Genomic DNA, 14,267 nt, shown 5'->3' with positions numbered 1-14,267 from the left:
CTTATGGATATTAAAAATGCGAACAATAACTTACCTTCAAGCCCCCATAGGGCTGGACAGGCTGTACCCGTTCGCGAACTTCACGCCGGATATAGACAAGAAATACTGAATCATTTATTGCAATTAAATGATGACGATAGACGCTTACGCTTTGGTACACAAACGCCAGACGAAGTTATTGCCCGCTATGTTGAACGCCTTGATTTCAATAAAGACGTCATTTTTGGTGTGTTTGATTTAAACCTTAAGCTCATTGGCATGGCCCATTTGGCCTACTTGCCAGAACACAAAGGTCAGGCAAGAGCAGCTGAATTTGGAGTTTCTGTATTGCCAGAGGGGCGCTCACAAGGCTTGGGCACGGCTCTTTTAGAGCGCTCAGCAGTGCATTCACGCAATACACGTATTGAGACCCTCTATGTTCATTGCCTAGCTAATAACAAAGCAATGATGCATTTGGCACAAAAGGCCGGGATGACTGTTGAGTACGCTTACGGCGATGCCGATGCTTGCCTTAAGTTGCCCCCAGCAAATCCCGGAACCATTGTGGAAGAGGCCGCTAATGAGCAGTGGGCCGACATGGATTACGCCCTAAAAGAAAACCTCAAGCGATCCAATCAAGCATGGTGGTGGTTCTTTGGAAGACCTGATCTCGCGCGTTAATTTCAGCCATTAATTTTGGTTGGGTGCGCCGCGTAATATCCAGCTACTTAATGTAGATAAATCTGCATCACTTAATTTTGCATTGGCCGGCATTGGCACCACGCCCCAAGAGCCAGACCCTCCCTTAGAGATTTTATTTTTTAAATACGCTTGAGCATTTGGGTTGCTCTTGTATTTTTCAGCAACCGCTTGAAAGCTTGGTCCAACAATTTTTTTATTAACCGCATGACAACCCAAGCAAGCGTTTTGCTTTGCAATTGTGAATGCGTTCTCATCCTCAACCTTCGCTTGCGCAACATTCATTAAAGAAGCAAGCACTACAAAAAGTAAAACTATTTTTACAGCTGCTAGCTTTTTCAACATCGCCAATCTATAAAAAATTATTGGAATTTTGGCGGAGTATTAGGTTGAGTTTGATCAGCTTTACCTTGTTTTTCTAAACGATTTTTTTCGTCTACAGAAATGATGTCGAAGTAGACATAAACATCTTTTACGCCGTTAGTATTGCTTGCAACTTTTTTAGCAAGCTCTGCTTCGCTTTGTGTCAAGATGCCCATGAGGTATATGCTACTTCCTTCAGCCACTATAGCCATTGAGTTTGATGGCAGCTGATCAGTAAAAATCATTTGCGTTTTAATCTTAGACTCAAGATAAGAATCGTTTGCGCGAGATGTGTAGGTGCTGTTAGGTCCAATAATCAACTCATTAAAGACGGAACGCGCATTCTTCATTGCTTTTACATAAGCGCCTGCTTCACCCTTAATATCGGCATCCTTTACTTCGCCAGTCAGCAATACTTTCTGATTAAATGAAGTAACGTTAATGTGTGCGTTATCGCCAAATCGTTTTGCTAACGCATTTTCGGCCTCCAACTCAATGCCCTTATCAATAGCCTGCACCGCTGGCGTGCGACGATCCGCCATTACAGTTGCCCCTGCCGCTACACCACCAACAGCAACTACTGCGCAACCCGTTATCTGAGATGCGATGAGAGTAGCAAGAAATAATCTTCGGAGGGATGAAATTTTCATTTTGGTATTTTCTGTATTGAGGTAACAATAATTTTTAGTCGAGCAAAACGTGATCTACACCATCACATAGAGCGTGCAGTAGAACTAAGTGTGTTTCTTGAATGCGGGCGGTGCGAGTTGATGGTGCACACAAATGAATATCATCCTGATCTAATAGCTGAGCGATCTTTCCGCCACCATTTCCGGTAAGCGCAATAATTTTGATGCCCATCTTTTTTGCGGCTTCAATTGCTTTAACAACATTCTTTGAGTTACCAGAAGTGGAAATTCCCAAAAGAATGTCGCCTTTTTTTCCAAGCCCCCGAACCTGCTTACTAAAGATCTCATCGTAGCTATAGTCATTTCCAATAGCCGTAAGAATTGAGGTATCGGTTGTTAAAGCAATCGCTGCCAACTCTTGGCGCTCTCTCTCAAAGCGTCCAATGAGTTCTGCCGCAAAGTGCTGAGCATCAGCCGCAGATCCGCCATTGCCACAAGCCATTACCTTGCCGCCTGCACGAAGACAGTCCACCATTGCCAATACGCCCCTAGCAACAGACTCTGGCAGTAATTTTTCAGCCTCTTGCTTAACAGCAATACTATCCAAGAAATGCTGGGAGGCACGCTTACGCAAACGTTCATTAATCTCTTTTTCCATAACAATATTATGCGCCAAAGACGCCCCCATTTCAGTAGCAATCAGCTTATCTCAAAAGCAACGTATCCTCTTAGTCATTATTCAACTTTTCTCAGGCAGCCCCTATGGAACTTAGCTCATTTGATTTTTTAAAACAGCAGGATTTGCCTGCTGGGGCGCTTTACATGGTTGCTACGCCCATCGGCAATTTAGGCGACATTACCTTGCGCGCCCTACATGTTTTAAATGCGGTCGATGGGATTGCCTGTGAAGATACTAGACACAGCGCAGCATTACTCCAGCAATTTGGCATTCATAAAAAATGTTTGGCGCTGCATGAACACAATGAAATTACCGGCGCACAAACTGTTATCCAATATCTTTCTAACAATGAGCGTTGGGCATACATTTCGGATGCAGGAACGCCTGGAGTCTCAGACCCCGGTGCAAGACTGGTAAATGAGGTTCAAAAAGCAGGCTTAAGAGTCATCCCCATTCCCGGAGCAAGCGCAGTCTCAAGCGCAGTCTCGGCAGCAGGCTCTGTGATGCATAGCTCAGAAGGGCGCTTTCAATTTTTAGGTTTCTGGCCCAATAAAGCCAAAGAGCGTGATGCTCTTATGCAGGATATTTCCAGCAGTAAAAAAGCGAGCCTCTTTTTTGAGTCCCCGCACCATATAAAAGAAACACTTACGTTGCTTGCAAAAAATTTAGAGCCTGATCGTCAGCTTCTAGTCTGCCGTGAGTTAACCAAAAAATTTGAGCAGCTTGTAGCGCTTCAAGCGCAAGATGTTGCCAATTGGCTTGTGACGGCAGAGAGCCTTAAGGGCGAGTTTGTTATTGTGGTAGCAGGGCGCTCATCCAATAGCGACGAGGCTCCAGAGCATTCATCTCTTATATTGTGGGCAAATGCTCTGAGCCCTTATCTAGGCAGCAAAGAAATCGCTGCCGTTCTTTCGCAAACTTTAGGTCTCACCAAAAAAGAGGCTTACCAAGTTGCCTTAGATGCAAAGAGTGAGTAAATACAAATAAAAAAGCTGGCACACAGCCAGCTTTTAAACGTGGGTCGAAGACTTATTTTGCGGCAACAGCGGGGGCCGCAGGCTCGCTAGCATCTTTAAAATTAAGCTGAGCTACCGGCTTAATGATTTGATCTGCAGAGGCTGATGAATCTGTGCGCTTGCCATTGTTCACAAACACCATTAACAACAAAATGATGATTAGTGGCACAAAAAAGCTTGCAAACACCATGATGATGAGTTGTTTTGGGGACTTAATCAGACTTCCGTGCTCGTTGCTCATAAGAATTTATCGTTTGACGGGTTTTAGGGTTGTTTGCCAAGATTATAACTAGAGAGTAAGGTTATAGACACTTACAATGGCGGGGTAGCTAGCTTTAAACTAGCGCCCGTAGCTCAGTGGATAGAGTATTGGCCTCCGAAGCCAAGGGTCGCAGGTTCGATTCCTGCCGGGCGCGCCAAAATTCAAGGGGTTTTTGACTTACATCATGCGGAAAATCACGAAAACCGCTATCATTTGCATCTAACTTATTGATTCTTATCGTGTCTACACATCTAAATACAGCCCTTTCAGAGCCCTCCTTAACCAATCCATTGCCGCCAGAGGCTCCATTACCGCATCGAAAAATCATTCGAAGCTGGCTAATCCCAATGGCACAAGGCGAAACTGGGCGGGCAATCATGCTTCTGGCAATCGACGCCTTTCTATGGCTAGCTTGCATCGCAGGTACGATCTTTGTAGAGAGCGTTCTGCTTAAGCTTGTTTTTGGCCTTATTGCTGGCTTTGTTACAGGGCGCATCTTTATTTTGGGCCACGATGCTTGCCATCAAAGTTACACACCTAATCGCGAACTTAACAAAGTGCTGGGTCGCATTGCGTTCTTGCCATCTCTCACGCCGTATAGCTTGTGGGACGTTGGTCATAACGTAGTACATCATGGTCAAACCAATCTAAAGGGCTTTGACTTTGTTTGGGCGCCCCTATCAAAATCAGAATATGACGCGCTTCCCCCATGGCGCAAGGCTTTAGAGCGCCTTTATCGCAGTGGCTGGGGTCCTGTTTTTTACTATCTCATTGAAATTTGGTGGAGACGTGAATACTTTCCAAACGCCAAAAATAAACCTGGCGATCGTCCCATCTTCTTAAAAGACAATTTGCTCGTTACCGCATTTGCAATCATTTGGATCGGCTGCCTCATTGCCGGCGCTATTGCTACTGGACAGTCTGTTTGGCTCGGGTTAATCACTGGATTTGCAGTTCCATTCTTGTTTTGGAACGGCATGATTGGTTTTGTAGTCTACGTACACCATACCCATCCAAAGGTATCTTGGTATGACAAGAAATCTGAGTGGTTGCGTGCCCAGCCCTTTGTTTCAACAACGGTTCACCTGACTTTTAACTGGATTTGGGGCAAATTGATGCACCACATCATGGAGCACACCGCCCACCATGTGGACATGAGCGTGCCGCTTTATCGTCTGGAAGAGGCCCAAACAACCCTGGAAACCATCCTTCCAGAGCGAATTTTTGTGCAAAAATTCTCTTGGAGCTGGTATTTCGATACAGCACGTAAGTGCAAGCTCTATGACTTTGAAAACAAGGCTTGGCTCGACTTTGACGGCAATAAAACGGCTAATTCAGTCCGAGTTGTGCTCAGCCCAGCTCCGGCGGGACAAAACGGGTAAAATAGATCTTCTGTATAGATTTGCCTTACCCTGATTGCCCATGACTACATCAACTCCAGCAGCTACCCAAGAATCCTCCCAGAGCCTAAAATTTTGCTCTTCTTGCAGCCGTGAAAAACGACTTGAGGGTGGCACATGGATTCCAACAAGCAATCGAAAGCAACGCTGGATCTGCGCTAGCTGTTTATACAACCGTACTCATCGTACCGGTTCGGCAAAAACCTAATTTCACCTGAAGTAAAAAATTTAAGTGCCATCCCCAACGTAGGGATTATTTTTTCGTTCTCTGCCGAACGTCGACATTGGTCCATGGCCAGGAACAAATTGCACGTCATCGCCCAAGGGCCACAATTTCGTTTTAATTGCATTGATTAGGTCTGCATGATTACCGCGCGGGAAATCTGTTCTACCAATCGAACCGGCAAACAAAACATCTCCAACAATTGCTAGACGATCTTCTTTATCAAAAAATACAACGTGACCTGGCGTATGGCCTGGGCAATGAAACACTTCAAGATCAACATTGCCTACTTGAACATGATCACCATTATTTAACCAGCGATCAGGCTCAAAAACCTTGGCATGCCCAAAACCAAATCGCACCGTTTGCTCTGGTAATTGATCAATCCAAAAACGCTCATCTTCCTGCGGACCCTCAATGGGCACACCCAACTGATCAGCTAAATCTTTAGCGGCGGCGCAATGATCAAGGTGTCCGTGGGTTAACAAGATCTTTTTAACCTTGCCGCCCATCTGCTTAACGCCCTCGAGGATCTTTTCAATATCACCGCCGGGATCGATAACGGCAGCGTCGGCGGTCTCTTGGCAAACTAAGATCGAACAATTTTGCTCGTAGGGAGTAACGGGAACAATTCCTAATTTAATTGGCATACATACAAAGCGGATTAATGAATCATTTGAGGAAAGCTAGTTTATGGGAGTCGGCATAAAATATCCCTAAAGGATAAAACAATGAATAGCCAAGCTACATTTAAATTTGCAGAAACCCATGAATGGGCAGATCAGGAAGATGATGGGTTGGTATGGGTTGGCATTAGCAATCATGCCCAAGAGGCGCTAGGTGATGTCATGTTTTTTCAAGCGCCCAAGATCGGGCAGCAAGTAAAACAAGGCGAAGCTATTGCTGTCATAGAGTCCGTTAAGGCGGCCAGTGATATTCATGCACCAGTAAGCGGAGAAATTGTTACGCTCAACGAAGAATTAGATGCATCTCCCGAACTCGTAAATGAAAAGCCCTATAGCATTTGGCTATTCAAAATCAAGCCAACTTCTGACGAGAGTCTTAAATCAGAATTAAATCTACTCTTAAGTTTACAAAAATATAACTCGGGTCCTGGCGCCTAAAAAATTAGATAGCAATGGGGTCGCGCTCAATTAACCAACGAATGCGTCCCTCTTTGCTAATGCGCCCCTGAGAGATTTCTCGCAAATATTGATCCATGACCTCTAAGATCTCTTGAAGATTTTTACGGTCCTCGGACTCCACCAAAAGTTGAGCCCGCTCTGAACCCGCTACTCGCATGACCGCTTTTGGAACTGGATCGTAGACCCTTAGTCCATTTGCTATATGGCCCCGGGTCTTTAAATATTCTTTTAGGCCATTTAAAAAGTGAATTGCCTTATCCAAGACTTTTGCCTCTGCGTGTATCAACGCTTGATATGCAAAAGGGGGAAGGCCCGCCTCTTTTCTTTCATTTGCAGTAAAGGTTAAAAAACCATCCACATCATGGCGTAATAAAAACTGAAAAACGGCCGCTTCGGGAAATTGGGTTTCAATATAAATAGCGCCTCCTGCTTCGCCATCCTTATTCGAGCGTCCAGCCCGTCCTGCAACCTGAACGAGCTGCGCAAATAATCTTTCCGCAGCTCTAAAATCTTGTGAGAACAATCTGCTGTCAGCATCCAAGACCGCAACTAAGCCAATATTTTGATAATCGTGTCCCTTGGCAATCATTTGCGTCCCAACAACAATATCGACATTGCCTTCGTGGATTGCCTGAAAGAGGTCTTCGGCGCCCTTACTTTTTCTGCTTGAGTCTGTATCGACCCGCAGGACTCTTGCTTCGGGCCACATCTCCTCAATAGAGTCTTCGATCTTTTGGGTGCCTTGCCCCAATGTCTTCAAGTCAGCATTTCCACAATCAGGACAATGGCTAGGAATTGCTCTAACCAAACCGCAATGATGACAACTTAAAACCGACTTCCTGCCAAGAGCGCCGGCTTTATGCAGCACCATATAGGAGCTACATTGCTCGCATCTTGAAAGCCATGAGCAAGCTCCGCAACTTAGCACTGGTGAGTAACCGCGTCGATTAATGAGTATTAAGCTTTGCCTTTTATTTTCTAAATTCTGGCTGACTGCATTAGCAAGAGTTTTAGTAATCAGACTTTTTGACCTTGGCTTCTCACTATCGCCAGGACTAAACTGAGTTTGTGGATCGCGAGTATTGATTAAATGGACTCTTGGCAAGCTTGCGCCCTGGGCACGTTGATCTAAACGAATATATTCATAACGGCCTGCCTTGGCTGCCATCCATGTTTCGAGCGAAGGAGTAGCAGATGCAAGCAAGATCGGTATCTTGAGATCATGAGCGCGCCAAATAGCAAGATCACGCGCGGAGTATCGAATGCCGTCTTGCTGCTTATACGATGGGTCATGCTCTTCATCGACAACTATGGCGCGTAGATTTGGTATCGGAGTTAAAGCGGCTAAACGCGTCCCTAAAATAATCTGGGCTTTGCCCGTCATTGCTTCATACCAAGCAATGCCCCTGACTTTTTCACTCACTCCACTGTGAAGCACAACCAATTTTTTATCAGGAAAATATGCCCGAACTCTGCGCTCTAACTGTGGCGTTAAGTTTATTTCAGGAACTAAAAGTAAGGCTTGTGCGTTGGCATCTTGCAAAATCCCGCTCAACCAATTCAGAAATACGGCGGTTTTCCCGCTACCCGTTTGTCCCTGTAAGAGTATTGCTTTGAACTCGTTCGTTTGACATAAACGTAATTTATCGAGCGCAAGTTTTTGCCCCTCGTTCAAAAACTTTTCATCAATAAATCCCTCGCTCAATTCAAGATGAGTTTTTTTCTTTTTCTTTTCTTCATTCACCGCTAATTTCTTGGGAATCTTTTCCCAGTCTTCTGACTTTTTCCACATCTGAGGAATGGTGGGAATAATGGTTTCCCCAAGCGCATGAATGTAATACTGGCTCGCAAAGTTCATTAACCTCAAGACTGCAGGGTCTAAAGGCTGAAGAGGTGCAACCTTAGTAACCCATTTTAATTTTTCTAACTCATATTCAGAGTAAGCGCTTGCTTTAATTACCAGCCCCACAAGTGAACTGCGTCCAAATGGAACCTCTACTATTGTCCCCACCTCCGGCACGCCCCCCAAATCTTTTTCGTCCCACAAGTAGTCAAAGCCCTGGGCAAGGGGCTTATCAACGACGACTTGAACAACGATTGGAGAAGGCATGATTTACTTCAAATTTCTATTTTTACTTGTGGATAAGTCTGTGGATATCATCCGAGGATTTTGATTTATAAGCTAATTTATCAGCTTTTAGTTTCTGCACCCTTTTAAAGCTTTTTAGTTAATTTAGTTATAAATCAATAAGTTACAAAGGTAAACGAAAGTGAAATTTCACCTTTAAGCGCAATCTTACTGAATTTCGAATTATGTCGCTATCTGTGCATAACTTTCATTAAAAATTTTAATGGCAAGTTAGCAATCACTTAGGATTATGACTTTGCTCTAAGAGACCTTGAGCTAGTAATGACCGCTTCCGCCAGAGCCGTAACGCTTTCGGGGGGAGTGAACTGGGAAATCCCGTGCCCTAAATTAAAGACATGTCCGTCTAGAGGGTGCAGGCCGGATTTAAGGGCTGGAGCACTCGCCAAATCCTCCAGAAGAAGGTTTGCTTGCTCAGCAATTTGTTTTGGTTCTGAGAACAAAATGAGGGGATCTAAGTTGCCTTGCATTGCCAAAGGCTTATTCATGGCAAGCAATTGCTTACGGGCACGACTGAGAGACATAGTCCAGTCAATGGCAATCACATCAGCTCCAGCTTGAGCCATATCATTTAACCAAATTGCCCCGCCTTTAGTAAACATGATCACTGGAATTTTTCTACCTTCATGTTCACGAGGTAATAGAGCAATCACTTTTTGCATCGCTGCCAAAGACATGGATTGATACCAGCCGTCTGGAAGCATTCCACCCCAAGTGTCAAAAATCATCAGCGCTTGTGCGCCGGCTTTTACCTGTTCAATTAAATAAGCAGCAACAGATTGAACGTTAATATCCAAAATATGTTGCAGCAAATCTGGGCGGCTAAACATCATTGTTTTGGCATGACGGAAATCATCCGAACTTGACCCATCAATCATGTAGCAAGCCAATGTCCACGGGCTTCCCGAGAAACCGATTAGTGGGACTCGCTGCTTGCCGTCTTGAATAAGTGCTTTACGAATTTCTGAGACGGCATCAAACACATATCGCAGTTGATCCATATCAGCAACACGTAATTTTTTTACCGCCTCTTCAGTGCGAAGTGGGTAATCAAAGCTTGGGCCTTCGCCCGCAGTAAATTTCAAACCCAAACCCATAGCATCAGGGATGGTCAATATATCGGAAAATAAAATGGCTGCATCCAATGGATATCGATCCAAAGGTTGAAGAGTTACTTCAGTGGCATATGCAGGATTTTTTGCAAGCCCTAAAAAACTTCCAGCTCTTGCACGAGTGGCGTTGTATTCGGGGAGATATCGGCCGGCTTGACGCATGAGCCAAAGCGGTGTTTGATCAACCGCTTCGCCCAGGCAGGCCTTTAAAAACCGATCATTTAACAACAAGGAGATGACCGGCTATTACTTTTTACGACGGAAACGAGCAATTGCAGCCAACTGTGCAGCCGCCATTGCAAACTCAGACTGGGCCAAAGCCATATCAAAGTCTGTTCCACGATTTTGCATTGCTTCTTCAGCGCGCTTCTTGGCTTCTGTTGCTTTAGCTTCATCAAGATCATGACCACGAATTGCAGTGTCTGCCAATACGGTAACGCGATCAGGTTGAACCTCTAAATAGCCGCCTGCTACGAAAACAAACTCTTCATCACCATTGGCTTTTTCAATACGAACCGAGCCTGGACGAATGCGTGTAATCAAAGGAGTGTGGCCGCGCAAAATGCCGAGCTCACCACTTTCACCAGGGAGCGCAACAAACTTGGCTTCCCCGCTGAAAATAGACTGCTCAGCACTTACTACATCGACGCGTATGGTTGACATAATTTCCCTAGATGAGTTCGATTAGAGCTTCTTGGCTTTCTCGATGGCTTCATCAATAGAACCCACCATGTAGAACGCTTGCTCAGGCAAGTGATCCAGTTCGCCGCTGCAGATCATTTTGAAACCACGGATAGTTTCTTTCAATGGAACGTATTTGCCTGGTGAACCAGTAAACACTTCAGCAACGTGGAAAGGCTGGGACAAGAAACGTTGAATCTTACGAGCGCGTGACACAGCCAATTTGTCTTCTGGTGACAATTCGTCCATGCCCAAAATCGCAATAATGTCGCGCAACTCTTTGTAACGCTGCAAAGTCATCTGTACGTCACGAGCAACTTCATAGTGCTCTTGACCAACCACTTGTGGGTCGAGCTGACGGCTGGTTGAATCCAATGGATCAACCGCTGGGTAAATACCCAATGCAGCAATATCACGTGACAACACAACTGTGGAGTCTAAGTGCAAGAAGGTGGTAGCTGGTGACGGATCGGTCAAGTCATCCGCAGGAACGTAAACGGCCTGAATAGATGTAACAGAACCAGTCTTAGTAGAGGTAATACGCTCTTGCAATTTACCCATCTCTTCAGCCAAAGTAGGCTGGTAACCCACAGCAGAAGGCATACGACCGAGCAATGCAGAAACTTCAGTACCGGCCAATGTGTAACGATAAATATTGTCAACGAAGAACAAAATGTCACGACCTTCGTCACGGAAGGCTTCAGCCATTGTCAAGCCAGTCAACGCAACGCGCAAACGGTTGCCAGGGGGCTCATTCATCTGACCAAACACCATCGCCACTTTGTCGATAACGTTAGATTCTTTCATCTCGTGGTAGAAGTCATTACCTTCACGAGTACGCTCACCAACACCAGCGAACACTGACAAACCTGAGTGTTGCTTAGCGATGTTGTTAATCAATTCCATCATGTTCACGGTCTTACCAACGCCCGCACCACCGAACAAGCCAACCTTACCGCCTTTAGCGAACGGGCAAACTAAGTCAATAACCTTAATGCCGGTTTCGAGCAAGTCAACAGAAGGGGACAGTTCATCAAACTTTGGAGCTGGCTGGTGAATTGCGCGGCGCTCTTCAGTTGCAATCGGACCTGCATCATCGATTGGGCGACCTAATACGTCCATGATGCGACCCAAAGTTGCTGGGCCCACTGGAACAGAAATCGGCTTACCTGTAGATTTCACTTCCATGCCACGACGCAAGCCGTCGCTGGCACCCATGGCAATCGCGCGAACTACGCCATCGCCAATTTGTTGCTGAACTTCAAAGGTCAAGCCTTTTTCAGCAAATGATTTTTCGCCGCTATCAACTAATGTCAATGCATCATAAATGTTTGGCATTTTGTCGCGTGGGAACTGAATGTCCACCACTGGACCGATACACTGCACGATATTTCCGTTACTCATCGCATTTCTCCGCTTTTAATTCCTGAATTCTTTCGTATTCCTAAACGCTGACCGCTTAAACCGCAGCCGCTCCGCCAACAATCTCTGACAACTCTTTAGTAATAGCAGCTTGTCGTGTTTTGTTGTATTCCAATTGCAATTCGCCAATGACGTTCTTCGCGTTATCTGAGGCGGCCTTCATTGAGACCATGCGTGCAGATTGCTCAGATGCCATATTTTCAGCAACTGCCTGATAAATCATTGCCTCAACATAACGCTTGAGTAAGCCATTCAAAATGGACTCTGCATCAGGCTCGTAGATGTAGTCCCAAGAATTTCCAACTTTATCTTCAGGCGCCAATGCTGCAGGCTCCAAAGGCAAAAGCTTTTCTAAAACAGGCTCTTGTTTCATAGCATTAACAAAGCGGTTATATGCCAGATAAACAGCATCAATCTCGCCACGCTCAAACGCTTCTAATTGGGCAACAATTGCACCAATCAAAACATCCATGTGGGGTGTATCACCAATTTGGATTGTTTGAGAAATCAGTTTTGCTTTTGAGCGATTCAAAAACTGTAAGCCTTTTGAACCAATTGCCGTATAGACAATCTCAATATTTTTTTCCTGCAAATCGCGCACTTGGTTAGTAATAAAGCGCAGTACGTTGGTATTTAAACCACCGCACAGGCCTTTATCTGTTGTAACCAAAATCGTGCCAACTTTCTTAACTTCGCGAGTTGCCATGTAAGCAGGGCGGAACTCAGGATTAGCTTTGGAAAGGTTAGCAACAATCTCACGAATTTTTTCAGCATATGGGCGCGCATTACGCATGCGCTCCTGGGCACGACGCATCTTGGATGCGGCGACCATTTCCATTGCCTTCGTGATCTTGCGCGTGTTTTGCACGCTCTTGATCTTAGATCGTATCTCTTTTGTGCTTGCCATGATTTATGCGAGCCCTCTTAGAAAGAGGCAGAACGCTTGTAATCCTCAATGGCGGCGCGCAATGCAGCTTCGTCATCTTTGCTCAAATCTTTCGTTTCTTCAATACGCGCAACTAAGTCAGCGTACTTAGATTTCAAATGATCTTGCAAACCTTTTTCGAATGCCAATACATTCTTCACTTCGAGGTCATCGAAATAGCCGTTATTAACAGCATAGAGTGAAGCGGCCATTTCCCAAACTTGGAGTGGCTTGTATTGAGCTTGCTTACACAATTCAGTAACACGACGACCGCGCTCAAGTTGCTTGCGGGTTGCTTCGTCAAGGTCTGATGCGAACTGAGCAAAAGCTGCTAATTCACGATACTGCGCCAAGTCGGTACGAATACCGCCTGACAATTTCTTAATTACTTTGGTTTGTGCAGCACCACCAACGCGGGAAACTGAAATACCAGCGTTAATCGCAGGACGTACACCAGCATTAAACAAGTCAGTTTCCAAGAAGATCTGGCCGTCAGTAATCGAAATTACGTTGGTTGGAACGAATGCAGAAACGTCACCGGCTTGAGTTTCAATGATTGGCAAGGCAGTTAAAGAACCAGTTTTGCCTTTTACTGCGCCATTGGTGAACTTCTCAACATACTCAGCATTTACACGAGCAGCTCGCTCGAGCAAGCGTGAGTGGAGATAGAACACGTCACCAGGGTAAGCTTCACGGCCTGGTGGGCGGCGGAGCAACAATGAGATTTGACGATAAGCAACCGCTTGCTTGGTCAAGTCATCGTAAACAATCAGAGCGTCTTCACCGCGGTCGCGGAAGTATTCACCCATTGTGCAGCCAGCATATGCTGAGAGGTATTGCATCGCTGCAGACTCAGAAGCACTTGCTGCAACAACAACCGTGTATTCCATTGCGCCTAGCTCTGTGAGCTTACGAACAACGTTAGCAATAGTGGAAGCTTTTTGACCAATCGCAACGTAAACGCAATAAACGCCTTTACCTTTTTGGTTAATGATCGCGTCAACCGCAACTGCTGTTTTACCTGTTTGACGATCGCCAATAATCAACTCGCGCTGACCGCGGCCGATTGGAACCATCGCATCAATTGCCTTCAAACCAGTTTGAACTGGCTGACTAACAGATTGACGCGCGATAACACCGGGAGCAACTTTTTCAATAAAATCAGTTAACTTGGTGTTGATTGGGCCTTTGCCATCAATCGGTTGACCAAGCGCGTTTACAACGCGACCTAGCAACTCTGGACCAACTGGCACTTCCAAAATGCGGCCAGTACATTTAACTGGGTCGCCTTCTTTAATGTGGGTGTATTCACCCAACACAACTGCACCAACAGAATCGCGCTCAAGGTTCAATGCGAGGCCGATGGTGTTGTTCGGAAACTCCAACATTTCGCCCTGCATAACACCAGATAAGCCATGTACACGGCAAATACCGTCAGTCACTGAAATTACAGTGCCTTCATTGCGAGACTGAGTGTCAACACCCATTTCGCTAATTCGGCTTTTGATCAGCTCGCTGATCTCGGAAGGGTTGAGTTGCATTACTTACTCCTGGGTCTTATTTCGTATGTTCTTAATAGGGATAAC

At 45.4% G+C, this 14,267-nt stretch carries 15 protein-coding genes and 1 tRNA gene; 5 read left to right on the top strand and 11 right to left on the bottom strand.

The genetic code is table 11. The annotated features are described in order from the left end of the window. The first annotated feature begins 3 nt into the window (after positions 1 to 3). Complete coding sequence (locus tag ICN33_RS04470; protein WP_216194912.1) at positions 4 to 660, top strand: GNAT family N-acetyltransferase; 657 nt, start codon at positions 4 to 6, stop codon at positions 658 to 660. A gap of 9 nt (positions 661 to 669) precedes the next feature. Here the strand turns inward: ICN33_RS04470 and ICN33_RS04465 are convergent, their stop codons facing one another. The 3 genes from ICN33_RS04465 to ICN33_RS04455 are packed head-to-tail and all read right to left on the bottom strand — an operon-like array spanning position 670 to position 2,328. Next, a complete protein-coding gene (locus ICN33_RS04465; RefSeq protein ID WP_216194910.1) occupies positions 670 to 1,023 on the bottom strand; it encodes a c-type cytochrome in 354 nt (117 codons plus the stop codon). Positions 1,024 to 1,040: 17 nt separating this feature from the next. Continuing rightward, positions 1,041 to 1,691, bottom strand: a complete 651-nt coding sequence (locus tag ICN33_RS04460; RefSeq protein ID WP_216194907.1) for a BON domain-containing protein — start codon at positions 1,689 to 1,691, stop codon at positions 1,041 to 1,043. A gap of 34 nt (positions 1,692 to 1,725) precedes the next feature. Continuing rightward, positions 1,726 to 2,328, bottom strand: coding sequence for a phosphoheptose isomerase (locus ICN33_RS04455; RefSeq protein ID WP_216194905.1), 603 nt, complete (start codon positions 2,326 to 2,328; stop codon positions 1,726 to 1,728). 104 nt (positions 2,329 to 2,432) lie between these two features. Between ICN33_RS04455 and rsmI the strand changes: the two genes are divergently transcribed. Then, positions 2,433 to 3,326: a 16S rRNA (cytidine(1402)-2'-O)-methyltransferase gene (gene rsmI, locus ICN33_RS04450; RefSeq protein WP_216194903.1), complete on the top strand. Its 894-nt coding sequence runs from the start codon at positions 2,433 to 2,435 to the stop codon at positions 3,324 to 3,326. 52 nt (positions 3,327 to 3,378) lie between these two features. On the opposite strand, the gene ICN33_RS04445 is transcribed toward rsmI, so the two are convergent. Then, positions 3,379 to 3,606 (bottom strand): hypothetical protein, encoded by a 228-nt coding sequence (locus ICN33_RS04445; protein ID WP_255530653.1) that lies wholly within the window; start codon positions 3,604 to 3,606, stop codon positions 3,379 to 3,381. Positions 3,607 to 3,708: 102 nt separating this feature from the next. Here ICN33_RS04445 and ICN33_RS04440 point away from each other — a divergent pair. Both ICN33_RS04440 and ICN33_RS04435 read left to right on the top strand, forming a co-directional pair. Then, a tRNA-Arg gene (locus ICN33_RS04440) sits at positions 3,709 to 3,784 on the top strand. A gap of 82 nt (positions 3,785 to 3,866) precedes the next feature. Beyond that, complete coding sequence (locus tag ICN33_RS04435) at positions 3,867 to 5,009, top strand: fatty acid desaturase (RefSeq protein ID WP_370623220.1); 1,143 nt, start codon at positions 3,867 to 3,869, stop codon at positions 5,007 to 5,009. A gap of 246 nt (positions 5,010 to 5,255) precedes the next feature. Here ICN33_RS04435 and ICN33_RS04430 read toward each other — a convergent pair whose 3' ends face one another. Then, the gene (locus ICN33_RS04430; protein ID WP_216859643.1) at positions 5,256 to 5,900 is read right to left on the bottom strand and encodes an MBL fold metallo-hydrolase; all 645 of its coding nucleotides are present in this window, start codon (positions 5,898 to 5,900) and stop codon (positions 5,256 to 5,258) included. Positions 5,901 to 5,981: 81 nt separating this feature from the next. Here ICN33_RS04430 and gcvH point away from each other — a divergent pair, with 81 nt between their 5' ends. Then, positions 5,982 to 6,374, top strand: a complete 393-nt coding sequence (gene gcvH / locus ICN33_RS04425) for a glycine cleavage system protein GcvH (protein WP_216194901.1) — start codon at positions 5,982 to 5,984, stop codon at positions 6,372 to 6,374. A 4-nt stretch (positions 6,375 to 6,378) separates the two neighbouring features. Here gcvH and priA read toward each other — a convergent pair whose 3' ends face one another. From priA to atpA, 6 genes are all read right to left on the bottom strand, one after another. Further along, positions 6,379 to 8,505, bottom strand: coding sequence for a primosomal protein N' (gene priA, locus ICN33_RS04420; RefSeq protein WP_216194899.1), 2,127 nt, complete (start codon positions 8,503 to 8,505; stop codon positions 6,379 to 6,381). A gap of 266 nt (positions 8,506 to 8,771) precedes the next feature. Continuing rightward, complete coding sequence (hemE, locus tag ICN33_RS04415; protein WP_216196548.1) at positions 8,772 to 9,890, bottom strand: uroporphyrinogen decarboxylase; 1,119 nt, start codon at positions 9,888 to 9,890, stop codon at positions 8,772 to 8,774. A gap of 9 nt (positions 9,891 to 9,899) precedes the next feature. Then, positions 9,900 to 10,316, bottom strand: coding sequence for a F0F1 ATP synthase subunit epsilon (locus tag ICN33_RS04410; protein ID WP_216194898.1), 417 nt, complete (start codon positions 10,314 to 10,316; stop codon positions 9,900 to 9,902). A 21-nt stretch (positions 10,317 to 10,337) separates the two neighbouring features. After that, on the bottom strand, positions 10,338 to 11,738 hold the full coding sequence (gene atpD / locus ICN33_RS04405; RefSeq protein WP_071467468.1) for a F0F1 ATP synthase subunit beta: 1,401 nt from the start codon (positions 11,736 to 11,738) through the stop codon (positions 10,338 to 10,340). Between the two features lie 55 nt (positions 11,739 to 11,793). Continuing rightward, positions 11,794 to 12,663, bottom strand: a complete 870-nt coding sequence (gene atpG / locus ICN33_RS04400; protein ID WP_216194896.1) for a F0F1 ATP synthase subunit gamma — start codon at positions 12,661 to 12,663, stop codon at positions 11,794 to 11,796. A gap of 17 nt (positions 12,664 to 12,680) precedes the next feature. Beyond that, positions 12,681 to 14,222, bottom strand: coding sequence for a F0F1 ATP synthase subunit alpha (atpA, locus tag ICN33_RS04395; protein WP_216194894.1), 1,542 nt, complete (start codon positions 14,220 to 14,222; stop codon positions 12,681 to 12,683). Positions 14,223 to 14,267: the final 45 nt, after the last annotated feature.

The sequence above is a fragment of the Polynucleobacter sp. UB-Tiil-W10 genome (genome assembly GCF_018881605.1).
Taxonomy (GTDB): Bacteria; Pseudomonadota; Gammaproteobacteria; order Burkholderiales; family Burkholderiaceae; genus Polynucleobacter.
Note: the sequence above shows the minus strand (reverse complement) of the source record. Positions and strands in the feature narration are given on the sequence as shown.